The sequence below is a fragment of the Flavobacterium gelatinilyticum genome (genome assembly GCF_027111295.1).
GTDB classification, from domain to species: Bacteria; Bacteroidota; Bacteroidia; order Flavobacteriales; family Flavobacteriaceae; genus Flavobacterium; species Flavobacterium gelatinilyticum.
In genome coordinates, this window is the sequence record NZ_CP114287.1 from 3,561,548 (window position 1) to 3,586,931 (window position 25,384).

A 25,384-nucleotide genomic window follows, 5' to 3' on the forward strand; every position below is an offset into this window, starting at 1 on the left:
ACAAGTATAATTTTTTATAAAATTTCATGGAGCCGGCTTTAAAGGAGCCGGCTTTTTTATGCGATTCATTTAAAAACTTGATTTTTAATCAATTTTAAAGTTTTTGTGTTGTTTATCAGTTAGTTATGTTTTGATAATATACAAATTTTCGCACTTTTTGTTGCTGAATTTTCAGGGTTTGTTATATAAATGTGAATTTTAGGTAAAAAGTGTTGCATTTTATCGATTAATGGCAAATTTCATCGATAATCTAACAAAATTAAAATACTTTTAACACTTAATTTAAGTATTTACTTACTTTAAATTAACAATTGCAATTATTTAACAACCTAAAAACCCCGATTATTATGAAAAGAACATTACCAGGAATTACGGCTGCCTTTTTGCTGACGTTTTCATTTTCTTCTTTTGCCCAAAACACTGACAAGCGGGTAAGCCAAAAAAATGTCTCAGAAAATGGACAGCCAAGTTTAATTACCTTTAGTGAGGTCTCAACTTATAAAGGCTCAGAATCACAAAAGGTTTTTAAAGAACAGTTAGGTCTCAAAGACACACAATCTTTTTTGCAGGTAAAAACAGAGTCTGACAAACAAGGTTACATACACGAAAAATTTCAGTTGTATGAACAGGGCATCAAAGTTGAATTTGCCAATTACACACTGCATTCAAAAAACGGAAAGCTGGTTTCGATGAATGGTGAATATTACAATATAGAAAATGTAAAACTTTCGCCAAAACTTTCTTCAGAACAAGCTTTTAATAAAGCATTACAGCATACGCGAGCCACAGAGTATCTCTGGGAAAAACCTCAGGATGCAGCTGAATTAGGTTATGAAAAACCAAAAGGCGAACTTGTTTTACTTCCGGATATGGAACAGCAGGGACTTAAACGTACAAAAGACAACGTTCGTCTGGCTTACAAATTTGATATCTATGCAACAAAACCTTTAAGCCGAGGCGATTTGTATATAGATGCTCAAACAGGAAAAGCACTGTTTTATAATGCCGCAATAAAACATTTGAACGATCATGTTCACACAAGAAAAGTTTCTTCTCCTAAAGTTGAAAGCAAAGAAACAGTTTCTGCTAAAAAAGCAATTGTGGCAGCAAACGCAGCTACACGTTACAGCGGAACACAAACCATACAAACTACTTTGAGCGGTTCATCTTATATTTTATTGGATGGAACCCGCGGTAACGGAATTCAAACTTATAATTCTGCCAGAACTGCAACTTATCCAACTACAAACTTTACAGACGCCGATAATAACTGGACGGCGGCAGAATATAATAATACAAACAAAGACAATGGAGCACTTGATGCACATTGGGGAGCCGAAATGACGTATGATTATTGGTCTGCAGTTCACGGAAGAAACAGCTTTGATAATGCCGGAGCAAAAATTAGAAGTTATGTGCATTACAACTTAATCGCCGCCGGATATTCCAGCAATAATAATGCTTTCTGGAACGGAAGTGTTATGACGTACGGTGACGGAAGCGGTACAGGCGGATTTGATATTTTAACTTCTCTTGACGTAGCAGGCCACGAAATTGGCCACGCCATTTGTACCTATACGGCAAATCTGGCTTACCAAAGAGAATCGGGAGCGATGAACGAAGCTTTCTCGGACATTTGGGCAGCCTGTATCGAGTACCGTGCAGCGCCGACAAAATCGACCTGGTTAGTGGGTGAAGATATTGAAAGAAGAAGTGGTCATGTGGCTTTGCGTTCTATGAGTGATCCAAATGCCGAAGGCCAGCCGGATACATACGGCGGAACATATTGGGTAAACGTAAGCTGTACCCCTACAAGCAGTAACGATTATTGCGGGGTTCATACCAACTCAGGAGTCTTAAATCACTGGTTTTATATTTTAACTGTGGGTAAATCCGGAACCAATGATATTGGAAGTGTATACAATGTTACCGGAATCGGGATCGATAAGGCAGCAAAAATCGCATTCCGTTTAGAAAGTGTGTATTTAACTTCAAACTCTACTTTTGCAAATGCAAGAACATCCGGAATCCAGTCGGCAATTGATTTGTACGGAGCAGGTTCTGCTGAGGTTATCGCCACAACAAACGCATTTTATGCAATTGGAGTAGGAGCAGCTTATTCAGGAACTACAGATACAACGCCGCCATCAGCACCAACAGCTTTAACAGCTTCGGGAACAACAGGCACGACAACAAATTTAGCTTGGACGGCTTCTACAGATAATGTTGCGGTTACAGGTTACGATATTTATCAGGGAACAGTTCTAAAAGGATCATCAACTACAACTTCTTATACTGTTACAGGATTAACCGCTTCAACTGCTTACACTTTCAGCGTGAAAGCCAAAGATGCCGCCGGAAATGTTTCAGCTTCTAGCAACATGGTAAACGTAACCACTACTACAGCTTCTGTTACATATTGTAATTCTCAGGGAACCAGCGCAGCCGATGAAAGAATTGGGAAAGTAGTTTTCGGAACCATCAATAATACATCAACCGGAACAACCGGATATGAAAATTTTACTTCCATATCTACAAATGCTTCAAGAGGAACCGCATATACGATTTCGATAACACCAACATGGACATCCACTACCTACAATGAAGGTTATGCGGTATTTATTGACTACAACCAGGATGGGGATTTTTCAGATTCCGGTGAAACCGTTTTGACTAAAGCGGCATCAAAAACAACTCCGGTAACAGGAACCATTACAATTCCGGCATCGGCTTTGCTTGGAGCAACAAGAATGAGGGTTTCTATGAAATACAATGCAATTCCAACAGCCTGCGAAGGCTTCTCTTATGGACAGGTAGAAGATTATACTATAAACATCACTGCTTCGGGTACACTTGAAGGAGAGGAAATTGCAGGGTTAGCTGAAACAACCGAATCTTTAAAATTTGCTTTATATCCAAACCCGGCAGAAAGTGAGCTGAACGTTTCGTTTTTAGAATCTAACGGATATTCATACCGAATCATAAATACATTAGGACAGCAGTTAGGATCTGGCCAGCTTTCCGGAAATGTTGTAGATGTAAGCAAATTAAGTTCAGGAATATATCTGATTGAATTAACTGGCGGTGACAAAAAAATCGTTAAGAAATTTGCCAAAAAATAAAATCTGAATTTATTAAAAGCAAAAGCCGTCCAGTTTAAACCGCACCCGAAAATCAGGACAGTTAATTTGGACGGCTTTCCATAAAAACAAAAACCGCTCAAGAGCGGTTTTTTTATAATTGCTTCGAACAGAACACCAGTTTTTAGTGTCTATTGCGTTTTAGAATATTATAAACTGAATGAAGCCCCTAAACTGAAAGTAACCTGGTTGTTTAAATGGTCGAATACATCTTTTTCTTTACTGTATTTCGCAATTGGAAAACCAATTTCTGTGAAAACACCAAATCCGTCAGTAAAGAAATAACGACCTCCAACATGACCTCCAAAATTGCGAAGACCTAAGCTCAAACCTGGGTATACGTCTAATTCTTTAACTCCAATAACACTGCTTAAGTTTGCATTAATTCTTGCTTTAGCATCAAAACGATCTTTAAATTCCGGTTTGTAATCATCAAAATATCTGGTGCCTCCATAATAAAAACCACTGTAGTTGTCTACTCCAAGTAAATAGTTAGTAACAAAACCGAAAGAGAAATTTTCTCCTAATCCAAAATCGATAGATCCCTGAATTCCTGAACCTCCATCCTGAAGGTTAGCACCAACATTTACTTTCATATCGCCTTTTCCTGTAAAAGCCTGCTGTGCATTAATGAATCCGAATGAAACTAAAAACAATAATGTAATAACTTTTTTCATAACCTTAAATATTAATTAAATCGGGAGCAAATTTATATTTTTAATATCTTAATTCCTACCTCTTTCATTAGAATACAGCTCATTCAAAGGGTCACTTTGCCAGAACTGCTTGGTATTCACATCCATAATCGTCAGCGGTCCTTTAAAAGCGGCTCCCGTATCGACATTCCAGACGCAGGCTCTGTTAACAGGAGTAGTTTCTCCAATTCTTGTAACAGGTGTATGACCAATATAAATTTCTTTATAAATCGTAAAACGCTTCGGATAATATAAATCATCCGGCTTTAAATCCGGATTAAGAGCAAGTGCTGATTCCCAAAGAGTTCTGTCCCAATAAAACAATTTAGGGAAGTATTCCCAGATAACACCATTTAGATTTGTAAAACCGGCATGAACGAAAAGTCGGTTTTCATCATCGAGATAATAATCTTTTAAAGATTCAAAAAAAGCAATATGATCTTTTTTTCTTTCCGGAGATATTTTCGAATACCCTTCAACAGTAGCTTTTCCGCCATGTTTGTACCACATTTCTTCATCAAAATTCTCATGTCTGTTTTCCAGCCAGTCCAAAGCCAGCTGGTCATGGTTTCCTCTAATGCAGATGCAGTTTTGTCTGGTTTTTAATTCAATTAAAAAATCAATCACGTCTGCTGACTGGCTCCAGCCGTCAACATAATCGCCTAAAAATATAAGAGTGTCTTCTGTAGTAACTTCAGCTTTCTTCAAAACCTGCTCAAGTGCGAGTAATCCTCCATGTATGTCGCCTATAACAAATGTTCGCATTTTATAAAATTTCGAGTAGTAACTACAAAAATAACGAAAATGATTTGTTTGATACCAACTTGAGATCGAAAGGTTTTTTTTATGATTATTTTGATCTCATTTTCAGGCTTTCCTGTTTAAATTTGCAGCATGTCAGAAATACCTACATACCGCAAAATTATCCATATTGATATGGATGCTTTTTATGCTTCGGTAGAGCAGATGGATAATCCGGCTTTGCGAGGTAAACCAATTGCTGTTGGGGGTTCTGAAAACAGGGGAGTAGTAGCGGCGGCGAGTTATGAGGCCAGAAAATTTGGAGTAAGAAGTGCCATAAGCGGTGTTTTGGCAAAAAAATACTGTCCGGAGATTATCTTTGTCCGGCCGAGATTTGACCGCTACAAAGAAATCTCTTCAAAAATTCATCAGATTTTTCATGATTATACAGATTTGGTTGAACCGCTTTCTCTTGATGAAGCATATCTGGATGTAACGCATAACAAGAAAGGAAATCCTAGTGCGAGTTTACTGGCACAGGAAATCAGATCCCGAATTTTAAATGAAGTTGGTTTAACGGCTTCGGCAGGAATATCTGTCAATAAATTTGTGGCTAAAATTGCAAGTGATGTCAATAAACCAAACGGACAAAAAACAGTAAACCCGGATGAGATTATTGGGTTTCTGGAAGAACTGCCTGTCAGAAAGTTTTACGGAGTTGGAAAAGTGACAACCGAAAAAATGTACCAATTGGGAATCTTTACCGGACTGGATCTCAAAAGCAAATCAGAAGAATTTCTGGAGAAGCATTTTGGAAAATCGGGATCTTTTTATTACAGAGTTGTTCGTGGAATTCATAATAGCGAAGTCAAGCCGCATCGTATTACCAAATCAGTTGCTGCAGAACATACCTTCGATACCAATCTCTCATCTGAAATTTTTATGCTTGAGCAGCTGGACAGGATTGCAGTTTCTTTAGAAAAACGATTAAAAAGACATGATGTTTCGGGTAAAACAGTAACCCTGAAAATAAAGTACAGCGATTTTTCACAACAAACCAGAAGTAAAACACTGCCCTATTTTATTTCAGACAAAAGCCTGATTATTGAGGTTGTTGAAGAATTGCTGTATCAGGAAAAAATGAAAGATTCTGTACGTTTACTAGGAATTTCTTTGAGCAATTTAAATAATGAAGAAAAGAAAGCTGTTGTTGTACAACTAAAATTTGAGTTTTAAATGAAAGTTAAATCTAAAGATTAAATTTTTTGTGAAGAATTTTCGCGCTATCTTTGAGAAAGAGGATCATATAAATGCAATTAAAATGAAAAAGAACAGTGCCGATGAAATAGCAAACCGTACTTTGGTGCCTATTTTGGCTCTGGACCTTCATTATGAATATTTAAATGAACTTAAAGCGGTTTTCGCTGATATGAAAAAGGTTAGTAAAATTTCGAGCCAGTTTCACTGGAAAGAAGAAAACCTGAAAATAGAAGAGCGCATTAAAGATGAAGTAGTCCTCATAACTGATTCTGATCTTAAAATTGTTTTTGCTTCCAAAGGAATAAAAAAAATGACTGGTTATGCAGAGGAAGAAATTCTGGGAAAAACACCCAAAATGTTTCAGGGACCTCAAACGTGTCAATCTGTTTTAAAGGAAATTAAAGATGCGATTAAACAGAAAATCCCATTTAAAAAAACGATCGAAAACTATAAAAAAAATGGCGAAACCTATAAATGCCAGGTCGATGCCATTCCGGTTTTTAATCAAAAAGGGAAATTATCGCATTTTATAGCTTTTGAAAAAGAGGATAAAAATCAAAGTGTTTAACTGTAAAAGTTTGATGCAGAGAGATTAAATGTGATTTTTTCTTTTTAGAAAATAAAAAAGACCGCCTTTAGAGCGGTCTTGTATAAAAACTTTGTGTCTTAGTGCTTTTATGTCTAGAACATATTACAGATTCTCAAAGAAGTCATTTCCTTTATCATCCGTAATAATAAAAGCTGGGAAATCTTTAACGGTGATTTTACGAACAGCTTCCATTCCTAATTCTTCAAAATCAACCACTTCTACTTTTAAGATGTTGTCTTGCGCCAAAATCGCCGCCGGACCTCCAATAGAACCAAGATAGAATCCGCCGTATTTGTTACAGGCATCTGTTACCTGTTTTGTACGGTTTCCTTTAGCCAGCATTACCATGCTTCCGCCATTTTTCTGGAACTCATCTACATACACGTCCATACGTCCGGCCGTTGTAGGTCCAAAACTTCCAGAGGCCATTCCTTCCGGAGTTTTTGCCGGGCCGGCATAATAAACAGGATGATTTTTAAAGTATTCCGGCATTGGTTTTCCGGCATCTAATAATTCTTTGATTTTTGCGTGCGCAATATCACGGGCGACAATAACGGTTCCGTTTAGTTTTAAACGTGTTTTGATAGGATACTGAGACAGCTTTGCCAGAATATCGGCCATTGGCTGATCCAGATCAACTTCAACCGGAGCTTCTAAATGCGGTGCCGTTTCAGGTAAAAACTGCTTTGGATTTACTTCCAGCTGTTCAACGAAGATTCCGTCTTTTGTAATTTTTCCTTTGATGTTTCTGTCTGCAGAACAAGAAACGCCCAAACCAACCGGACAAGAAGCCGCGTGGCGGGGAAGACGAATGACACGAACATCATGCGTGAAGTATTTTCCACCAAACTGAGCCCCGATTTCGCTTTCCTGACAGATTTTCTGAACGCGCTCTTCCCATTCTAAATCACGAAATGCCTGACCGGCCATGTTTCCTGAAGTTGGAAGATTATCGTAATATCCTGCGGATGCTTTTTTAACTGCGCTTAAGTTTGCTTCCGCAGAAGTCCCCCCAATAACCAAAGCCAAATGATAAGGCGGACAAGCCGAAGTTCCTAAATCTTTAATTTTGGCACGGATAAAAGCATCCATCGATTTATCATTCAATAACGATTTAGTCTGCTGATATAAATAGGTTTTATTTGCAGAACCTCCTCCTTTTGCCATAAACAAGAACTCATAAGAAGTTCCTTTTTTAGCATAAATATCAATTTGTGCCGGAAGATTTGAACCTGAGTTTTTTTCTTCAAACATCGAAATCGGAACAATTTGAGAATAACGTAAATTACGTTTTTGATAGGTATTGAAAATTCCCTTGCTCAACCATTCTGCATCATCAACACCAGTAAAGATACTTTCTCCTTTTTTCGCCATTACAATCGCAGTTCCCGTATCCTGACAGCTTGGCAGCTGGCCTTCTGCAGCAACAGATGCGTTTTGAAGTAAATTGTAAGCCACAAAACGATCATTGTCTGTCGCTTCCGGATCATCCAGAATATTTCTTAGTTTTTGTAAATGCGTAGTTCGCAGCATAAACGAAACATCTGTAAGCGCTTCTTCAGCCAATAATTCCAAACCTTTTGGATCAACTGTTAAAACTTCGCGTTCTCCAAATTGTTCTACTTTTACAAAATCAGAAGTAATTTTACGGTATTGCGTATCATCCTTCAAAATAGGATAAGGATCCTGGTATATAAAATCAATCATTTCTTTGTTTTTTTACAAAGTTAGAAATTATTTACCTAAGAAAGAATTTGAATAAGGGGTCTTAAAATGGTTTATTGCTGATTATGAAACTCGTTAAAAGTCATCTTTTTTTCGAAATAAGGTTTCTCTTTTGCTGATAGAAGTTTCTTTTTCCAATGACTGCCCTGTAATGAAAATGATATAGAATCAGAGTATTTTAAAATGCCAGAGTCCTCATTATCATCGTCTCCGGGTACAAATGCAACAGTTTTGCAATAAAACATTTTAGGATCTTTCCCCCCTTCTGAATCATGATTCACGAATTCTGTCCACATTCCCCAGCCGCTATCAGACATTGACTGCCAATGGTGAACCAGCTGCAAATTAGAATCTTTTAAATAATAGAGATAATTCTCGTGAGTATAACCGCAGGCAGGATATCCCGAACCAATACTTATAAACGAAGAATTTTGATTTGACGATTCTGTTAAGCCCAAAGATCCGCTCCAGTCAGAACCTTTTTCATATTGCTGGATTGCTATTTTAGAAGATGCAATTTTGTTTTTATTCTGATAAAAATCAAGTCGAAAAGTTGAGGTAACAACACTGTCTTTATCAGCTTCCTGCTTTACAAGGTTTGCCAGAACAAGATTGATATCAGCGTTTTTATCTTCAGAAAGAATAATGGTGTCTGTGTGTAATACTTTCTCATCAGTTGTCTGTTCTTCTGTTTCAGTGACTTCGGGAATTTCAGAAATTGTTACAATTTCGGTCTGAGCTTTTTTTTGGTCTTTTTGGCAGCTAATTACAGTTAAGGCTATTAAAATGAAGAAATAGGGGATTTTCATAAGATTTATATTAGATCTTCAAAAATATATTTTTCTTCGTATTGAATCTTGAATTTGTCCGGAAAATTTAAAAATTCATCTCTAAAGTTTTGTTTTTTATGGTTTCCTTTCTGATTTTCAATGTGTTTGTAAACCGGGTCAAGATGAGACTTGCAATGTGAAAATGTTTCATATCCCTCATAAAAAATCCGCAGGATCGGTCCATATTTTTAGATTTATCTATAAAACGGATCGATCCTACGGAACTCTGTATTGTTATTGGATATCTTTAGTGATTTTTAAAAAAACCAGGTTGCCACGAAAATTGCCGTAATAACACAAATAACATCAACCAGAAGCATTGTGCCTAAGGCATAACGTGTGTTTTTGATATTAACAGATCCAAAATAAACCGCAATTACATAAAAAGTACTTTCGGCACTGCACTGAAAAATACTGCTCAGCCTTGCTGTTAAAGAATCGGCTCCAAAAGTATTCATCGAATCAATTAAAAAACCACGTGATCCTGCTGAACTGAAAGGACGAAGCATAGCAACAGGCAATGCATTTGTAATTTCTTTGCTGACACCCATATTTGAAAATATAAAGGCAATTCCGTCGCTGATGATTTCAAACAAACCGCTGTTTCTAAATAAGGAAATAGCAACTAACATTCCTAAAACGTAAGGGAAAATCGTAACCCCTGTTTTAACTCCATTATTGGCGCCTACTACAAAAGTGTCAAAAACGGTCGTATTGGCTTCACTGAATTTTTTTTCATTTTTGAATGAGAAAATCAATGTGAAAGCAATGATCGCAATTAAGATTAATCCGGAAAGGTTAGAAGTGAAATAGTTTTTTCCAATTAGATCCAGCTGATTTACATACATCAATAAACCAACAATAGCCGCAATTAATCCCATTAAGACGATTAAAAGCGAAGCACTTTTAAAGTTGATTTTTTGTTTAACCCCAACAATAAGGAAAGCGGCAATAGTTCCAATGAATGACGTTATGATACACGGAAGCATAACATCGGCAGGATTACTCGCATTTGCAGCAGCGCGATAACCAATAATTGAAGTTGCAATTAATGTTAAACCCGAAGCATGCAGACACATAAACATAATTTGCGCATCACTTGCTTTGTCTTTTTCAGGATTTATTTCCTGCAGGCTTTCCATCGCTTTTAATCCGAATGGCGTGGCAGCCGAATCCAATCCTAAGAAGTTAGCGGCAAAATTTAAGGTCATATAAGAAATCGACGGGTGATTTTTAGGAATGCTTGGAAATACTTTTACAAATACCGGACTCAGCACTTTTGCTAATTTTCCGGATGCTCCCGAAATGATTAAAAGCTCCATTAAACCGCAGAAGAAAGCCAGGTATGCTATAAGAGGCAGGATTAAATCGACCAAAGTGCTTTTACAGGTTGGCAAAAGTCCGTCAGATTTCTGAAGTCCGCTGTAGATTTTTACGGTTTTATTTTTGTAAACATACGTTGTATCGGCATTAAGAGTATCACGATTGATGATCATGGTTTGTTCCGGTGCTTTTTTAATGCTGTCTTTGATGAAAGCCGGAAGCTGCCCGATGTATTTTTCGGATACCAGAATTGGATCATCTTTTTTTCCATTTAAAACAGAATCAATAGTATAAGTGTTGGCTGTAAATAAGCTCACAACAATAAAAACAATTGAAGAAATAAAAATAACTAACCAAAATCTGCTTAATACCATAATTGTAATTTTTTGTAAATGTAATTATTTAGCAATAATATGCATAACGATTTTATGTAATGAGATGGGAATTTAAGGATTATAGAGTTGAATATTAAAAATATGGTTTTATATAACGCCTCGCTTTGGCGCATGTTCTATTACGTTGTTTTGCAGTTATGCATATTTCGCTCTTTCCATAACGGCAGGCAATCGACATTAGAAAACTCAGACAGAGCAAAAGATCATCTGTTTATCTTTTTAAAATCAAATTATGTAATCACAATTTTCATCCCCAAATAATTTTCAAACGATTTTATTTCTTTAAATAAACTCTCTTTTGCATCTAAATTTACAGCATCGAAAAACTCCGTTTCTATTGTAACGTGATCTTTTTTGATGGTTCGTTTCCATGTTCCGATAACCTTTCCGTTTTCTAAAATCGTGGGTTTAAAAATGCCGTTTTTGGTAAAAGCTTTAGATTGATGGTCTAATAAAATGGAAGATTCTCGGTTTTTGTATGAAATCAGATATTCATCAAAAGCAGGAAGAAAATGTACGCTTTCGCAGAAATTAACCAAATCTGTATGATCTTTTCCGAACCAATATTCCTGATTATCAATTACAATGTTGTTTAATTGCAGTTTTATTGCGTTAATTGCAGCTTTGCAAATTGTTGGAGAAAATCCAGACCAATGCGAAAAATCGGCAGCTGTTGCGGGACCATGACTTTCAAAATATCGCAGCGCTAATTTTGCCAGTGCTTCTTCTTTGGTTAATTTGGTTTTTGGTTTTGAAACACGTTCTTCAAGCAGGGCATACGTAATTTGTTTGCCTTTCATTTTTCCGCTGCAGACCAAACCTTCTAATTCGGCATTCATCATAACAATAACTGGGGACAAATCGCCTGCACTTTTTTGGATATTAAGTTCCTGCATGATTTCGTCTCTAGTTAAATGATTATTTCCGGTTAACAGTTTTTGGATAACCGAATTGATCTGATCCAGTTTCTTGTCATCATAGCCATGCTGTTTGGCAGTCGAAGCAAAAAGACGCTTAACCTGAGGTCCTGAAAGATCAAGCATCCAGTAAATATCTTCGGCAGAAACCAAATGCCAGGTGGGACGTAAAATATGAGTGCGGATTATTTTGCCTGAATTTATCGCTTCTTCAATTTCTTTTTCAGCCACAGTACAACGTGAACCAACCGCCCATTTCGCCATTGCATAATCCTGAGCCTGCATTGCTCCCATATGATATACAATATCCTGAGGTGAAACGGTATTTGTTTTATACAGTTTTTGAGAAACAAGTCTACGATGTGAAATTTCCTCGTGCGTCATTTTAGAAACTTTTTTTAACCATATAAGTTATATAAGTTCATTTAAAGCTTTGTGCTTTTGCTGTTTGTGTTGATTTATTTAAACTTTATGTTTAAAAATATTAGCCTCTCTTATGTTATTTTTTGCTATATAAGAAATATAAGTTCATTTAAAACTTTGAGCCTTTGCAGCTCTATCTCTCAAAATTCAAACCCTTAGAACCTTAGCACTTCAAAAATCACACATGAATAATCTCTTCATCGATAAGTAATTCTTCACGGCGTAAACGAAGGAAAATCTGGGCAACGGCAATCGTGTCTTTTTCGCAATAGGTTATGATTCGGTCAATGTCTTTTTCGACATAAAAAACATGTGCAACCTGACTTCCGTCGATATCGCCTTTTGGCGATGGAACGCCAAGAATCTTAGTAAGCAGTTTCAAAGAAGTAAAATGTTTATAATCGCCAAACTTCCATAATTCCAAAGTGTCAAGATGCGCAATTTCCCAAGGCTTTTTTCCAAACAGATTCAGTTTGTCCGGAATCGCGATCTGATTGATGATCATGCGGCGTGCCAGAAACGGAATGTCAAATTCTTTAGCGTTATGTCCGCATAAAAGATGTTGCGGCTGATTGAAATGATTGTTCAGCAGGTTGTTGAAGTCTTTCAAGATCTTAGTTTCTTCCCCAAAAAAAGAGGTCACCCTGAAATTCCGAACATCACCTTTAATGGTAAAATACCCAACCGAGATACAAATGATCTTTCCAAATTCGGCCCAAATTCCGGCACGTTCGTAAAATTCTTCAGGAGTAAAATCGTCTTTTCGCTGATATTGTGTTTTGATGTCCCAAAGAGACTGCATCTCAGAATCAAGTGAATTGAAATTTTCCTGTTCCGGAACAGTTTCAATATCAAGAAACAAAATATTGTTGAGGTTTATTTTTTCGATCATGGCTTTTATAAAACACGATTACACGAATTAACACAAATTTGGTTTGAATTAAGTACGAATCCTAAAAACTTTTATTTTGTAAATATAAGACTATAATTTCTATTTGTGTAGATCTGTGAAATTTGTGTTGAATTTAAAATAAACTTTGCTGTTGAGAAGGGCTTTCGTGTTCCAAAAGCCATTTTTTTCGGGACAATCCGCCGGCATATCCGGTTAGCGAACCATTTGTGCCAATAACTCGGTGGCAGGGAACTACAATCCATAGTGGATTTTTACCATTTGCCGATGCTACAGCGCGAATTGCTTTTACATCGCCCAGTTTTTTGGTTTGGTCCATATAACTGACTGTTTTTCCATACGGAATTTCCAATAAGGCTTTCCAGACTTTCTGCTGAAATTCGGTTCCGGCTGGATTGAGTTTCAGATCAAAATGGGTTCTTTTTCCTTCGAAATATTCGTTTAACTGCAAAACAGCATTCTTTAAAACTTCAGGAATAATTTCTGAAACTTCATTTGTTCCAACATCAGAAACAGAAATTACAGCAATACCGTTTTCGTCGCCAGCAATTTTGGTGATTCCTAAAGGCGAATTGATATAAACAGTTTCCATAATTTTTGCGTCTGACACAAAGTTCGTTAATTTTTTTGAACTATTTAAGTGATGTAAGTTCATTATAATTACATCACTTATATGGTTTAATAATTCTCCAGTCTAAATTTGTAATTTAAAATGGTTTCTACCTTTTCACTTGAAATGGTTTTCCTGATGTTTGATTTTTCAGAACTGAATTTGGGTAAGATCAGTTTTTGTTCTTTTGCTTTTTGGGTATAATATTCTTGTCTTGTGGGATGAAAAGGCGCAGCGGCATTAAAAACGTCATTCCATTTCGATTGATAGATTATTTCTTCGATGATTCCAATGCAGTCATTCAGGTGAACTAAATTTACAGGTGCATCAGGGTTTTCAAGGTTTTCTTTTCCGGCTAAGAATTTTACTGGATGCCGGTCTTTGCCAATTAAACCGCCAAACCGTAAAATCGTGGTTTCAAAATTTGGATTTTCCTGTAGAATTTTCTCCGCCAGAAGTAATTGTTTACCACTTTCTGTGTCCGGGTTTGGGTTTGTTTCTTCGGTTATAAGATCATTATCGTCGCTATAAACAGATGTTGAGCTGACAAAAAGAACCTTCTTAACCGTTGATTTTTCTATAAACGGAATCAGGGTTTTGATTTTTTCTACAAAAACTTTCTTTTCAGAATCAGGATTTACTGCTCTTAATTTTGGCGGAATATCGATGATTAAGATTTCGCTTTCTGCTAAAAAATCAATACTATTTTCAGAAATACTTTCGCTTTCCAGTATAACCAAAAACGGATGAATTCCTAAATCTTTTAAAACAGGAAGTTTAGTTTCTGAAGTTGTGGACCCGTTTACTGAATTTCCTTTTTCAATCAGCTTTTTGGCTAAAGGCAATCCGAGCCAGCCACAGCCCAATATGCTTATTTGTGTCATTTTTGTGAGGTGCAAAGTTTCTGAGATTCTGAGAAGCAAAGATACAAAGGTTCTGAGTTTTTGTTTTACACCGATTTTTTGAAATTTAAATGTGCCGAATCTGTCCGAAACAAAAAATCACTTAATATTCCATTGCAGGTTAATTTCGGTCTGCAGAAAATTGATAAAGTGATTAAAATACGCTGGATAGGTTTCATTGGCGCGTGTGGCGATGAAATGCTTTCGTTTCAAGCCGTTTTTACCCACTTTTACGGCTTTAACCGGATTGTTTTGTAAATAGGGCAGCAATGCCCATTTTGCCATCGACATAACGCCCATATCTGCTTTGACCATTTCAAGAGAAGCTTCGGTTAAAGGCATTGGTGTTATTTTCTTTGGAGATACTTTGGCCGGAGCCAACAGAAACTGATGAATCGTTACGGTTTCCATCGGAAGGGAATGAATGATCAAATGTTCTTCGGCAAAATCCTCTGCAATGACATATTTCTTTTCTGCCCACGGATGATTTTCGGAAACTACCATTACGACTTCATCCTGAAAAAGTTCGGTATATTTTATATGATTATCCTTAATTTGGTCGCTTACAATGGCAATATCAATGGTGTTGTCTAATAATTTCTGCAGCGGAATATGAGTGGCTTCGGTGATAATTTTAAGTTCAACATTTGGATACAAGAGATGAAATTGCTTTAAAACCGACGGAAGCCAGTGATAACTTGAGAAACATTCGGTACTGATTCTGATTTCGCCGTATTCGCCAAAAACCATTTGTTTGATTTGCGTTTGGGTTTCGGTGAGTTTGTTTAGGATTTCATTGGCGAGTTCGTAGATTTTTTCGCCCGCTTTTGTTAGTACCAGTTTTTTGTTGGTTCTTAAAAAAATCGCTGTACCTAATTGATATTCTGCCTCTTTAAGCTGATGGCTCAAAGCCGACTGTGTCAGATGAAGTTTGTCGATCGCTTTTGTAATGCTTCCTTCTTCGACAATTGCTTTTATCAGTTTTAAGTGGCGTATTTCCATTTTTGAATGTATTAATACACAAAGTAACAAAATTCCGGACTGGCTTTTGCATGAAAAAAAGTAATGCTCTGCATGAATTCTTTTCGTTTTTATGAGATTGTAAATCAATATACTTTTGGAAAAACAAAATCAGTAAAACAAGATACTATGGAAGCACAAATTAAACATTACGAGAACAAACTGGCATTTGAAATGGACCCGTCCGATTTGTTCGATGCTTTAAACGACGGGGAGAACATTATTGTAATTGATGCCCGAAAAGCTTTTGGTTACGATGAAGAACATATTCCGAATGCCATTAACATCCCGCACCGCGAAATGAATTTAGAAACCACAAAGCATTTAGATAAAGAAACTTTGTATGTTACGTATTGTACCGGAATTGGCTGCAACGCCTCTACAAAAGGAGCTTTAAATATGACGAGATTAGGATTTAAGGTAAAAGAATTAATGGGCGGACTGGAATGGTGGAAAATAGATGGTTTTGCAACCGATGGAACAAAAGGAAAGAACGAAGGATTAAAAATAGAATGCGCCTGTTAAATAAAAAAGGCAGACTTTTAAAAGTCTGCCTTATGTTTTTCTATTGTGGCTGAGCAGCCGGTTTTAAACTGTCATTTACAATAACCGTACTGTCTTTTACCGGAGCCGTTTCAATTGGCTTTATCGGTTCTGTATATCTTTTTATTTTCTGCCGAATCATAACGGCATCATTCAGTACAAAAGGCGTAGGCATCATCCAGTCGCTTCTTGGTTTTACATTAAGGAGCGGGTTGGTCATTAAATCGAAAGAGCTTTCGATTAAATCCATATCAAAAATTGATGATTTATTGATGATAAATTCCATTTCCAGCGGTTCGTTGCTTACTACATAATAGCATAAAATTTTAGCATCTTCTCTTTCGAGTTTATTCGATTTTTCGCCTGAGGTTGAAACTCCGTTTGCCTTGAAATTGTAAAACGTCATTTTTGGATTGGCATAAATGTCATAACGATTTACTTTTCTATTTGGTGTAATTCGTATTTTCATATACCTTTTACTGCCAATAACGCTGTCTCTTAAAAACGCAATTGTTGGTTTAGGAATATCTACAACCGGTGCAATAGCGCTATTGGTAAAAGTTGTATTGTATTTGCTTGCCAGAGGAAGACTGTTTAATCCAACAGCTTTCTGGTTTTTCTCTCCTAAATAGGTTTTGGTCCAGTCGTCGAGGTTTACATCGTAGGTTGCCCAGACTGCCGAATTTGTATTGGCGTTGTAGATATACAACAAACTGTTTGATTTTGCTTTTCCGTGTTCATAACCTGAATTAACACCGGCATAAATAAAAAATCCAATAGATGCTGTAAAGAATACTATAATCCAGGCTCCTTTTCTAAAGAAAGTGTTGAATATCGGGAGAAGCAGTCCAAAAAGAAGGACCGTTAAAACGGCGCTTCCAAAAAGTATCTTCAATCCTAAACCAATAGGAAACATAACAATAAAAGGCGCAACAATGGCAAGAGCCGGAATACTGAACAATAAATTCAGTCCCAGACTATAGTGCTGCGTAAGAACAAAAATCCCGAATAAAAGTATCCCGAAGTAAACCGGAATAATCAAAAATCCTGCTCCGGCTAAACTGTTTGCAATAAAAGCATTAATGATGATCCATAAAAGCAGCGGTGCTACAAAATGATTCATCGTTATTTTTGAATCTGAAAAATGATGGTAGAACGCAAAACAAATGGCAATGCTTAAAGTAACAAAAGCCCCAATATAAGCATGTCCGTTATAGGTAAATCCGTTTAAAAGATCAGAATACTGCGGGTAAATTTCTAGAATAATCTTCCAGCCCAAAAAGGTTACCAGACCTGATACGATGATAGATCCCAAAAGCGGTACAAATCCTTTGAAAATTTCTCTCAAAGAAATCATTCGTTTGGCTTTTCCAATAAACATAAACAGAATTAAAAGTCCCAGAGCGATCAGGGTCATAGGCATAACCCATGAAAAAGGATAATTTATAAAAGCAAAAGGAACATTAAAGTAAACATTGTCTTCTGTAGAATCTGTTTTAGTTAAATCTGTATTAGCGAAGTATTTTAAAAGAGGCATTAAGTATGAACCCTGGTGAGCCAGTGTCGTTTTACTTAAATGCTGTACATCGTCCTGCTGTGTGTGATAATTGTAATGACTGTCTATAAAAGCAAAATTAAAACCCTGAATATTGCCTTGTTCTCTAAAAACAGTTAAGTCGGTATCGTTAGGAAGCATTTTGTAAATACTGTACATAAGTGAGTTTGAAACCGGATACGCCGCTTTTGCATTTGTAAATTCTTTTACTAAAGCCTGATTTCCCTGATTGGTTTCCATCAGCATATAACTTGGTCCTGATGTTCCTCTGGCTTCAAAGTTTAAAACCAGTCCAACATCTTTTGCCCACGGATGCTGGTTTACAAAAAGTGCCGCGCCGTTTAAACCCAGTTCTTCTGCATCTGAAAAAAGAATAATAATGTCGTTTTTCTGCGGATGCTTAGAATATAAAAAAGCTCTGATTCCTTCAAGAATCGTCGCCACTCCCGATGCGTCATCACTTGCACCTTTTGAAAAAGAATGCGGTGCACTGTCGTAATGAGAAAGTAACAAAAGTGCTTTGGAATTATCAGTTCCTTTAATTCTTGCAAGAATATTTTTAGATTTTACAAGAAGACCTTTATCGTTTAATGTAAAACCTTCCTGAGTAGTTGTCTCTAATCCAATCCTGTTTAACTCAAGTTTTAAATAATTGGCTACCAATTCGTGATTGGTTGAACCAACATAATGTGGTTTTTGGGCGATTATTTCGACCTGATTTAAAGCTCTTTCAGTAGAAAAATCAGCGAGGGCCTCGTCGTTTTTAGAGATCCATTGTGGCATAGTCGTGGCATAAATAATGCCAAGGATCGCTAGTATACAAACGATTGCAAGAATTGAGGTTGGGTTTTTTCTCATTACAAATACAACTAAATTTCTTTTTTAACAAGCATATAATAATCATTGTCCAAAGACCGATATCCCTGGTCATACAGGAAATAGTAAGTATTACCCGTTTTGGTGTGCAATATATTAGTAAAGAAATCAAAATCAAAGCCTTTATTGATCATTTTCTCCCGTGTTGCTTTCGATTTTCCATCAACATTTAACTCTGACAAAATACGGTAATTTTTTCGTAATTTATTATTTACATTTCGCATGTAATTATTGCTGTCTTTGTTTATTTTGTTGTTGTACGCATTCCGGCAGTTATCTGAGCAGAACTTTTTATCTTCCCTGCCTACTAATTTTTCAGAACATTCGAGACACGTTCTCATTTGCTTGTTTTATTAATTTGATACAAATCTGTTCGTCTATCTTTTAAAATCCTTACGCTTCCGTGTTCATGAAGGTTTTTTAGTAAGTTTAGGTCGATATCTACAATTAAAGTCATTTCTGTGTTTGGCGTTGCTTCTGCTTTTATTCCGTTACTCGGGAAAGCAAAATCAGACGGTGTAAATACCGATGCCTGAGCATACTGAATATCCATGTTGTTTACTTTTGGAAGATTCCCCACGCATCCGGCGATGGCCACATAACATTCGTTTTCTATAGCACGTGCCTGCGAACAATGTTTTACACGGGTGTAAGCATTTTGTGTATCAGTTAAAAATGGCACAAAAAGAATATTCATTCCTTCATCTGCCAGTAATCTTGACAGTTCAGGGAATTCGACGTCATAACAAATTAAGATTCCAATTTTACCACAGTCGGTATCGTAGGTTTTAAACTCAGAGCCACCCTTCATTCCCCAATGATGAACTTCGTTTGGTGTGATATGGATCTTGTAATACATTTCAGAAGTTCCATCCCTTTTGCATAAAAATCCAACATTGTATAAAATCCCATTTTCGAGATGAGGCATGCTTCCGGTTATAATATTGATGTTGTAAGAGATGGCAAATTCCTGAAAACGCTTTCTGATAGGATCTGAATGTCGTGCCAGTTCCCTGATTGCTTCGGCTTCAGACAAATGATTAAAATCTGCCATTAACGGAGCGGTAAAAAGTTCCGGAAAAAGAGCGAAATCACTTCCATAACCCGAAACGACATCGATAAAAAACTCCGCCTGTTCAAAAAGTGCTTCGACATTGTTCAGCTGGCGCATCTGCCACTGGATAAGACCTAAACGAATAATACTTTTTTCAGAATTAATCAGTTTTGGATTTTCTTCGTAATACACATTGTTCCATTCCAGAAGAACCGCGAACTCTTTTGATTCTTCATCGCCTTCAAGATAATTTTTGATGACACGAAGAACGTGGAAATCATTGCTTAACTGAAAAGAAAGCACGGGATCATGAAGTTCCTTGTCTTTTACTTTTTCAATATAATTTCTGGGCGAAAGCTTTTTAGCATATTGATTGTAATTTGGGATTCGTCCGGCAAAAACAATGGCTTTTAAGTTCAGCTGTTCGCAAAGCTCTTTTCTGGCATCGTATAAACGCCGGCCTAAACGCAGACCGCGGTAATTAGGATGGATGAATACATCGATTCCGTATAAAATTTCACCATCAGGATTGTGGGTAGAGAAAGTATAATCGCCGATAATTTGTCGGTAATTGTGTCTTTTGTCAACTAATTTTTCATCGACAATCAGCGATAATGCCGATCCTACCACGACGCCGTCAACCAGGATTACCAATTGTCCTTCAGGAAAAATAGAAAGCAGTTTTTTTATATCATTAGATCTCCAGTAGGAGTTTGCCATTTCAGGATACGATTCAACCATTGAATTTTTCAATTGTTTGTAATCTTCAAACGCAAGGTTTCGTAACTCAACTTTTTTAATTTCTGTCTGCATATATGTACGATTTATCTCAAATATAGCGAAAATAATTTCCATTTACAAACGCTTACAAATAATTACAACCGAAAGTAATTAGTTTACAACCGAATAATTCTGAGGGATCAGCGCAATTTTGCAGTGTTGAATCTGATCAACGATTTTATATAAACATTTAAAATAATATACGCCATGAATGCAATGAAAAACAGAGTACAATTAATTGGTAATGCAGGAAACGATCCGGAAATTAAAACTTTAGAAAACGGAAAAAAACTCGCTCATTTTACGATCGCGACAAATGATTTTTACAAAAATGAAAGAGGAGAAAAAGTAGAGCAGACCGAATGGCACCGCTTAACTGCCTGGGGAAAAACAGCAGAAATTATCGAAAAGTATGTGGTAAAAGGTAAAGAGGTCGCAATAGACGGAAAATTAACACACAGAAGTTACGATGACAAAAATGGAGAGAAAAAGTACGTTACCGAAGTAGTTGTAAACGAAATTTTGCTGTTGAGTAAATAAGATTAAACGCCGCAAAAAATTGTTTATAAGTATCAAACCCGACAGGTTTTTAAAACCTGTCGGGTTTTGTTTTATGCTGAAACATATTTATAAAATCGAAACTCCGTTTGTATCGGTTGTAAGCACTTCGCTCATATAATCAAAAAATGGTCTCATGTTTTTGAATGTTTCCAGAGCCTGTCCTAAAAATTCATAGCTCAATACTTCATCATCTGTAAAGTGTTTCATGATCAAAAACTGTTTAAACCGGAGCAGATCAATTGCAGGATGATTAGGATCAAAACCTTTAGGCGTCGTTTTAAGCTGTTCACCTTGTAAAGTTCCAAAAGTGTTTTTAAAAGATTTTGAATTTAATATTTTCTGAAACGTTTCCGGATCAAGATCAAATTCAGCTCTAATGCGTTTTAAATCGGCTGCGTTGGGACCCCAGAAACCTCCGGCAAGAAAACTGTTTCCTTTTTCCAGATGAAAATAGTAACCGCCGCGTCTTGCTGCGGTTGCACGTGTGTAACTGCCTCCCCAAAAAGTTTTAAAAGGCGTTTTGTCTTTAGAAAAACGAATGTCACGATAAATGCGGTATACGCTTTTTTTGCCGGATGCATTTTCAAGTACATCCGTTTTAGAAAGCGCTTTCAGCAAAGCATCGGCAAAATTCTGAATATGATTTAATTCAATCAAATATTCAGGTTTATGTTCATCAAACCACGGTTTGTTGTTATTAAGTTTAAGTTGTTGTAAAAAATCAAGACTGGATTTAGGTATAGTAATTGGGTTTTCCATATAAAATTGAAATCTTTAAATTGAAAAGATGATGCAATTTAAAACTAAAAAACCCACCAAAGAAATCCGGTGGGTTTTTGTTATATTGTGTTAAGCCGTTTTTTTAAGTAAATCAAACATAGGACATCGTGAGCAGCGTTTCTTTTCACTTTTTTTGTATTTCTCACAACAAGAAGATTTACAATTTTCAATCTTCTTGATTTTGTCAAGGATATCTTTATTCTTTTGTTTCTTTTTATCCTTTTTTTTGTCCTTATCTTTTTCTTTCTTGCTCAATTTTCCTCTGGTATTATGTAAAAACAGAGACAAATATAAATGAAAAAAGTTATTTTTATGTGTTCTAAATAAACTTTAACTATTTTTATTTTGGATTAATAGCAATAGAACTTGTAACTGTTAACTGCTGAATATCACGGTCAAACAAATAAAGCCCGCCTTTGTCTTCACCAATCAGGTTAATTTTGTCCAGAATAGATTTAGCTGTAGCTTCTTCCTCGATTTGTTCAGAAACATACCATTGTAAGAAATTATGTGTTGCATAATCTTTTTCTTCAAAAGTAATGTGTACCAACTCGTTGATAGATTTCGAAACAAAAAGTTCATGATTGTAAAGCTCCTCAAACATTTCTTTGAAGGTGGAGTATGATATTCTAGGCGCTTTTAAATCTGTAATCTGAGCGTGTGCTCCACGTTCATTTACATATTTTACCAATTTAAGCATGTGCGCTCTTTCTTCGTCTGACTGTGTGTACATAAACTGAGCGATTCCCTCTAATCCGTGTACTTCAGCCCAACAAGCCATAGAAAGATAAGTTTGCGAAGATTCTGCTTCTATGCGGATTTGCTTGTTTAAAGCTGATTCAATATTTTTTGATAGCATAATTTGTGTCTTTTTGGTAAAATTAAAAAAAATAATCCGAACCATTTTTTCAAAGTCCGAAAACATGGCAGCATTTGAATTAAATCCAGATCATTTACGGCTGTTTAATATCCTCAAAAGATGCCGGTCTCGAAAATATTGACTTATTCATGATCGGGTTTCCGTTGTCTTCGTTCACAAAACCGTTTGTGAATTTCCTCATGATAAATTGTTTCGAAGCAATATCGTAATAACTTAAAATATAATAGTCTTTAAGCTTCAGGCTGTTTTGCAGCATCATGCCTTTGTTGACGTTTAAGTAATAAAACAAATTGTCTACCGCCAATGGTTCTGATTTTACATCTTTTACAAAATCGTAGTTTTCATTGAGCATTGCATCAAAATAGACCATTCTGCTAAGTGAACGCATACCTGAAAAATTAAAAATTTCATCAGTATTGTACATATAATCAGAATCGACATATTCTACAAAACCGCCAAAGGTTATAAAATTGTTTTTGTTGTTTTTAATAACCGAAATTCCGGCGCTCAAATCAGCTAAGTTCCTCAGGAATTTAGCTGTCGTTTTTAACTCCTGGGGCCTATTGTTGTTGTTTTGAATAAAAAACGGTGAGTTTTTAAACTGTATCGTATCATTTTTTGAAATAGAGCTGCTTTTAATTGTCTTTCCGGTATCATAATCTTTGATGGTAAACAAAAACTGATCTTTGTTCGCCGTCATTTGAAACAGTTTTTTATCGCTGTAAAATGAATTTGCAGTTCGGGATGGTTTTACAGAAACAGGAAGGTCGAACGTTTTTTCGGTAATTTCTGCCGTTTCCATGTTAAGATCAAAAACCTGTGTTTTTTTTGAATTATAATCCAATGTCAGGATAAGGCGATCATCCAAAACGTATAATTTGTTGATATTAGAAGTTTTGTCGATCGAATTAAAATCGTCTGACTCCATCATCTGAATTGGATAATAGCGTATCAGTGTGGTGAATGAAAAGCTTTGACCTCTTCCGTTCTGAAAGGTAAAAGGCGAGAAGTCGAACATTTTTATTTCGCAGTTTCCGTTTTCGAATTTATACAGAAGAAGGTGCTGTTGGGCTTTTTCTTTTGCCAAAATATAGAAAATATTGTTTTTTTGGAAAGAGGCAAGTATATAATCATGTGCTTCGGGGAAATCAAAATTTAGGGATCTTGTTGTTTTGGTTTCGGTAAAATATTTGATTATTCTGATGTTTCTCAAGTTAGACGAACTCCAGTACAACAACGGGGCCTTATCTGCTCCAATACTATAACCCAGCAAAACACGGTCTGCGGCATATCGTATAGAATCTGTAAACTGACTGGTGAGAAATAAGGATTGATTGTATTTTAAAATATTGATGTTCTTGTTGTCTGAGGCAAAAACATATACATCATGTGTTTTTACATCTTCGATATTCAAAAGCTGTGCTTCAGACAGATTGAGATTCAATGGAAATGAATTCAAAACGGTCTGACTAAACAGAATGGATTGAGAAGACAAAAGAAAAAATAGGAATAGTTTTTTCATGTTTTTACAGGCACAAATATTATTCCAAATTTAATGAAATAAAACCGGCAGAAATGTACGCAATAAAAAAAGTCCGCAAGAATTCATCTCGCGGACCTGTTTTTTGGTTTTAAAAGAAATTATTTCACTTTAAAAGTTACTCTTCTAGCCAGTCTTCTAGCTTCTTCAGAATCTTTTTGGATTGATGTGTCAGCACCACCGGCAACCACATTTAATCTTGAAGATGAAATTCCAGCTTTTTCAAGAATAGTTTTTACGTTTTGAGCTCTTTTGTTTGACAGTTTTTCGTTGTATTCAGAGCTTCCAACCTGATCTGCATATCCAATGATGTCAAGATTCGCAGATGGATTTTTTCTTAAATAAGTTAAAACTGCATCAATCGCAGCAGTTGAGTTTTCAATTGGCGTAGCTTTGTTGAAATCAAAGTAAACACTGTAATACTTGCTGTCGATCATTTCTCTTACGATATCTTTATCGCTTACGATAGTCGTTGTAACAGGTTTTTCAACAATCACTTTTTCAGGAACTTTTTTAACTTGTTCTTCAAGCTGTGCCACTTTATTTTCTAGCGCAGAAAGATCAGCGTTATTTGAATTGTTATCCATTACAACCCAGTCAGCATGTTTGCTGTGTTTTCCTAAATACACATTCAAACCTACAGTAGCGTTGAATAATACTCCTGAGAATCCTCTGTTGTCTGGAAGATAAACGCCGTCAAAAGAACGATCCTGAGATGCATTAAAAATTGCAGAGAAATCTCCGGTTAATGCAATTCTGTTTGACAGTTTGATTTGTCCCGTAACACCAGCAATAAAGTTAAGCATTTCGTCAGCTCCGCTAAAACTATCACTTCTTAATTGAGAGTAGCCAAAACCGGTATGTCCTAATAATCCGATTGTATTAGTCCAGGTTTCAAAATTCATAATGCGTCCTAAGTTTGCAACGGCTTGTAAGTCTGCTCTGTAGTATTTTGAATTAAATTCTAAAGAGTTTTTTTTGTTTGTTAAACTGTTGTAACCTACATCGGCTTTTAAACCAAATTTGTTGTTAAACATATAACGAATTCCAAAATCACCAACCCACGGACTTGGAGTACTTGTGTAGTAACCATCAGAAAAAGGTTTTTGAGGTTTATTTACCCCGCCGGCCAATTCAAGAGACCACTTATTAAAATTTTTCGAAGTATTACCTTCTGTCTGCGCATTCATACCTGTAAGGCCTAGAGCAAATGCAAGAATAATTACAGATTTTTTCATTGAAATTTGAGTTTTAAATTTTTCCTCAAACCAACGACATATTAGGGCTGGATTTGTACACTAAAAGTTATTAGAGTATCAAAATAAGACATTCGAT

The 25,384-nt window shown here is 36.1% G+C and carries 23 protein-coding genes; 5 read left to right on the forward strand and 18 right to left on the reverse strand.

What is annotated here, in order from left to right; translation table 11 throughout:
- Positions 1-347: 347 nt before the first annotated feature.
- Positions 348-3,122, forward strand: a complete 2,775-nt coding sequence (locus tag OZP11_RS15110; protein ID WP_281231383.1) for a M4 family metallopeptidase — start codon at positions 348-350, stop codon at positions 3,120-3,122.
- Positions 3,123-3,289: 167 nt separating this feature from the next.
- Here the strand turns inward: OZP11_RS15110 and OZP11_RS15115 are convergent, their stop codons facing one another.
- Both OZP11_RS15115 and OZP11_RS15120 read right to left on the reverse strand, forming a co-directional pair.
- Positions 3,290-3,817 carry a DUF6646 family protein gene (locus tag OZP11_RS15115; RefSeq protein WP_281231384.1) on the reverse strand — a complete coding sequence of 176 codons (528 nt, stop codon included), beginning with the start codon at positions 3,815-3,817 and terminating at the stop codon, positions 3,290-3,292.
- Positions 3,818-3,865: 48 nt separating this feature from the next.
- The gene (locus tag OZP11_RS15120; protein WP_281231385.1) at positions 3,866-4,600 is read right to left on the reverse strand and encodes a metallophosphoesterase family protein; all 735 of its coding nucleotides are present in this window, start codon (positions 4,598-4,600) and stop codon (positions 3,866-3,868) included.
- 129 nt (positions 4,601-4,729) lie between these two features.
- Between OZP11_RS15120 and dinB the strand changes: the two genes are divergently transcribed.
- Both dinB and OZP11_RS15130 read left to right on the forward strand, forming a co-directional pair.
- Positions 4,730-5,812, forward strand: a complete 1,083-nt coding sequence (gene dinB, locus OZP11_RS15125) for a DNA polymerase IV (protein ID WP_281231386.1) — start codon at positions 4,730-4,732, stop codon at positions 5,810-5,812.
- A gap of 85 nt (positions 5,813-5,897) precedes the next feature.
- Complete coding sequence (locus OZP11_RS15130; RefSeq protein WP_281231387.1) at positions 5,898-6,404, forward strand: PAS domain-containing protein; 507 nt, start codon at positions 5,898-5,900, stop codon at positions 6,402-6,404.
- A 123-nt stretch (positions 6,405-6,527) separates the two neighbouring features.
- On the opposite strand, the gene OZP11_RS15135 is transcribed toward OZP11_RS15130, so the two are convergent.
- The 8 genes from OZP11_RS15135 to OZP11_RS15170 form a co-directional block, all read right to left on the reverse strand.
- Complete coding sequence (locus tag OZP11_RS15135) at positions 6,528-8,132, reverse strand: fumarate hydratase (protein WP_281231388.1); 1,605 nt, start codon at positions 8,130-8,132, stop codon at positions 6,528-6,530.
- 71 nt (positions 8,133-8,203) lie between these two features.
- Entirely contained in the window at positions 8,204-8,959 is a 756-nt protein-coding gene (locus OZP11_RS15140; RefSeq protein ID WP_281231390.1) for a hypothetical protein, read from the reverse strand.
- Between the two features lie 278 nt (positions 8,960-9,237).
- A complete protein-coding gene (locus tag OZP11_RS15145; RefSeq protein WP_281231391.1) occupies positions 9,238-10,677 on the reverse strand; it encodes a nucleoside recognition domain-containing protein in 1,440 nt (479 codons plus the stop codon).
- A 251-nt stretch (positions 10,678-10,928) separates the two neighbouring features.
- On the reverse strand, positions 10,929-11,999 hold the full coding sequence (locus OZP11_RS15150; RefSeq protein WP_281231392.1) for a winged helix DNA-binding domain-containing protein: 1,071 nt from the start codon (positions 11,997-11,999) through the stop codon (positions 10,929-10,931).
- Positions 12,000-12,216: 217 nt separating this feature from the next.
- Positions 12,217-12,930, reverse strand: coding sequence for a 3'-5' exonuclease (locus OZP11_RS15155; RefSeq protein ID WP_281231395.1), 714 nt, complete (start codon positions 12,928-12,930; stop codon positions 12,217-12,219).
- A gap of 133 nt (positions 12,931-13,063) precedes the next feature.
- Positions 13,064-13,540, reverse strand: a complete 477-nt coding sequence (locus tag OZP11_RS15160) for a methylated-DNA--[protein]-cysteine S-methyltransferase (protein WP_281231396.1) — start codon at positions 13,538-13,540, stop codon at positions 13,064-13,066.
- An 86-nt stretch (positions 13,541-13,626) separates the two neighbouring features.
- On the reverse strand, positions 13,627-14,442 hold the full coding sequence (locus tag OZP11_RS15165) for a Rossmann-fold NAD(P)-binding domain-containing protein (protein ID WP_281231397.1): 816 nt from the start codon (positions 14,440-14,442) through the stop codon (positions 13,627-13,629).
- Positions 14,443-14,559: 117 nt separating this feature from the next.
- Positions 14,560-15,462, reverse strand: a complete 903-nt coding sequence (locus tag OZP11_RS15170; RefSeq protein ID WP_281231399.1) for a LysR family transcriptional regulator — start codon at positions 15,460-15,462, stop codon at positions 14,560-14,562.
- 147 nt (positions 15,463-15,609) lie between these two features.
- Between OZP11_RS15170 and OZP11_RS15175 the strand changes: the two genes are divergently transcribed.
- Complete coding sequence (locus OZP11_RS15175) at positions 15,610-16,005, forward strand: rhodanese-like domain-containing protein (RefSeq protein WP_281231400.1); 396 nt, start codon at positions 15,610-15,612, stop codon at positions 16,003-16,005.
- A gap of 40 nt (positions 16,006-16,045) precedes the next feature.
- Here the strand turns inward: OZP11_RS15175 and OZP11_RS15180 are convergent, their stop codons facing one another.
- The 3 genes from OZP11_RS15180 to OZP11_RS15190 are packed head-to-tail and all read right to left on the reverse strand — an operon-like array spanning position 16,046 to position 20,321.
- The gene (locus OZP11_RS15180; RefSeq protein ID WP_281231401.1) at positions 16,046-18,436 is read right to left on the reverse strand and encodes a M28 family peptidase; all 2,391 of its coding nucleotides are present in this window, start codon (positions 18,434-18,436) and stop codon (positions 16,046-16,048) included.
- An 11-nt stretch (positions 18,437-18,447) separates the two neighbouring features.
- Positions 18,448-18,795, reverse strand: a complete 348-nt coding sequence (locus OZP11_RS15185; RefSeq protein ID WP_281231402.1) for a hypothetical protein — start codon at positions 18,793-18,795, stop codon at positions 18,448-18,450.
- Positions 18,792-20,321 (reverse strand): carbon-nitrogen hydrolase family protein, encoded by a 1,530-nt coding sequence (locus OZP11_RS15190; protein ID WP_281231403.1) that lies wholly within the window; start codon positions 20,319-20,321, stop codon positions 18,792-18,794. Before OZP11_RS15190 ends, OZP11_RS15185 begins: the two co-directional genes overlap by 4 nt.
- Positions 20,322-20,495: 174 nt before the next feature.
- Between OZP11_RS15190 and OZP11_RS15195 the strand changes: the two genes are divergently transcribed.
- The gene (locus tag OZP11_RS15195) at positions 20,496-20,828 is read left to right on the forward strand and encodes a single-stranded DNA-binding protein (RefSeq protein WP_281231404.1); all 333 of its coding nucleotides are present in this window, start codon (positions 20,496-20,498) and stop codon (positions 20,826-20,828) included.
- 87 nt (positions 20,829-20,915) lie between these two features.
- Here the strand turns inward: OZP11_RS15195 and OZP11_RS15200 are convergent, their stop codons facing one another.
- The 5 genes from OZP11_RS15200 to OZP11_RS15220 form a co-directional block, all read right to left on the reverse strand.
- Positions 20,916-21,608, reverse strand: a complete 693-nt coding sequence (locus OZP11_RS15200; RefSeq protein WP_281231405.1) for a DUF2461 domain-containing protein — start codon at positions 21,606-21,608, stop codon at positions 20,916-20,918.
- Between the two features lie 90 nt (positions 21,609-21,698).
- On the reverse strand, positions 21,699-21,884 hold the full coding sequence (locus OZP11_RS15205) for a hypothetical protein (protein ID WP_281231406.1): 186 nt from the start codon (positions 21,882-21,884) through the stop codon (positions 21,699-21,701).
- A gap of 85 nt (positions 21,885-21,969) precedes the next feature.
- Positions 21,970-22,488 carry a ferritin gene (locus OZP11_RS15210; protein WP_281231407.1) on the reverse strand — a complete coding sequence of 173 codons (519 nt, stop codon included), beginning with the start codon at positions 22,486-22,488 and terminating at the stop codon, positions 21,970-21,972.
- A gap of 94 nt (positions 22,489-22,582) precedes the next feature.
- Positions 22,583-24,031 carry a hypothetical protein gene (locus OZP11_RS15215; protein WP_281231408.1) on the reverse strand — a complete coding sequence of 483 codons (1,449 nt, stop codon included), beginning with the start codon at positions 24,029-24,031 and terminating at the stop codon, positions 22,583-22,585.
- 119 nt (positions 24,032-24,150) lie between these two features.
- The gene (locus OZP11_RS15220) at positions 24,151-25,287 is read right to left on the reverse strand and encodes an OmpA family protein (RefSeq protein ID WP_281231409.1); all 1,137 of its coding nucleotides are present in this window, start codon (positions 25,285-25,287) and stop codon (positions 24,151-24,153) included.
- Between the last annotated feature and the right edge of the window lie 97 nt (positions 25,288-25,384).

Bases quoted from the DNA above. Each gene is read 5' to 3' on its own strand.
- OZP11_RS15170 (WP_281231399.1), bottom strand. From the start codon at position 15,462: ATGGAAATACGCCACTTAAAACTGATAAAAGCAATTGTCGAAGAAGGA.
- OZP11_RS15120 (WP_281231385.1), bottom strand. From the start codon at position 4,600: ATGCGAACATTTGTTATAGGCGACATACATGGAGGATTACTCGCACTT.
- OZP11_RS15175 (WP_281231400.1), top strand. From the start codon at position 15,610: ATGGAAGCACAAATTAAACATTACGAGAACAAACTGGCATTTGAAATG.
- dinB (WP_281231386.1), top strand. From the start codon at position 4,730: ATGTCAGAAATACCTACATACCGCAAAATTATCCATATTGATATGGAT.
- OZP11_RS15190 (WP_281231403.1), bottom strand. From the start codon at position 20,321: ATGCAGACAGAAATTAAAAAAGTTGAGTTACGAAACCTTGCGTTTGAA.
- OZP11_RS15160 (WP_281231396.1), bottom strand. From the start codon at position 13,540: ATGGAAACTGTTTATATCAATTCGCCTTTAGGAATCACCAAAATTGCT.
- OZP11_RS15155 (WP_281231395.1), bottom strand. From the start codon at position 12,930: ATGATCGAAAAAATAAACCTCAACAATATTTTGTTTCTTGATATTGAA.
- OZP11_RS15130 (WP_281231387.1), top strand. From the start codon at position 5,898: ATGAAAAAGAACAGTGCCGATGAAATAGCAAACCGTACTTTGGTGCCT.
- OZP11_RS15195 (WP_281231404.1), top strand. From the start codon at position 20,496: ATGAATGCAATGAAAAACAGAGTACAATTAATTGGTAATGCAGGAAAC.
- OZP11_RS15140 (WP_281231390.1), bottom strand. From the start codon at position 8,959: ATGAAAATCCCCTATTTCTTCATTTTAATAGCCTTAACTGTAATTAGC.
- OZP11_RS15115 (WP_281231384.1), bottom strand. From the start codon at position 3,817: ATGAAAAAAGTTATTACATTATTGTTTTTAGTTTCATTCGGATTCATT.
- OZP11_RS15180 (WP_281231401.1), bottom strand. From the start codon at position 18,436: ATGAGAAAAAACCCAACCTCAATTCTTGCAATCGTTTGTATACTAGCG.
- OZP11_RS15150 (WP_281231392.1), bottom strand. From the start codon at position 11,999: ATGACGCACGAGGAAATTTCACATCGTAGACTTGTTTCTCAAAAACTG.
- OZP11_RS15165 (WP_281231397.1), bottom strand. From the start codon at position 14,442: ATGACACAAATAAGCATATTGGGCTGTGGCTGGCTCGGATTGCCTTTA.
- OZP11_RS15210 (WP_281231407.1), bottom strand. From the start codon at position 22,488: ATGCTATCAAAAAATATTGAATCAGCTTTAAACAAGCAAATCCGCATA.
- OZP11_RS15215 (WP_281231408.1), bottom strand. From the start codon at position 24,031: ATGAAAAAACTATTCCTATTTTTTCTTTTGTCTTCTCAATCCATTCTG.
- OZP11_RS15185 (WP_281231402.1), bottom strand. From the start codon at position 18,795: ATGAGAACGTGTCTCGAATGTTCTGAAAAATTAGTAGGCAGGGAAGAT.
- OZP11_RS15200 (WP_281231405.1), bottom strand. From the start codon at position 21,608: ATGGAAAACCCAATTACTATACCTAAATCCAGTCTTGATTTTTTACAA.
- OZP11_RS15220 (WP_281231409.1), bottom strand. From the start codon at position 25,287: ATGAAAAAATCTGTAATTATTCTTGCATTTGCTCTAGGCCTTACAGGT.
- OZP11_RS15135 (WP_281231388.1), bottom strand. From the start codon at position 8,132: ATGATTGATTTTATATACCAGGATCCTTATCCTATTTTGAAGGATGAT.
- OZP11_RS15145 (WP_281231391.1), bottom strand. From the start codon at position 10,677: ATGGTATTAAGCAGATTTTGGTTAGTTATTTTTATTTCTTCAATTGTT.
- OZP11_RS15110 (WP_281231383.1), top strand. From the start codon at position 348: ATGAAAAGAACATTACCAGGAATTACGGCTGCCTTTTTGCTGACGTTT.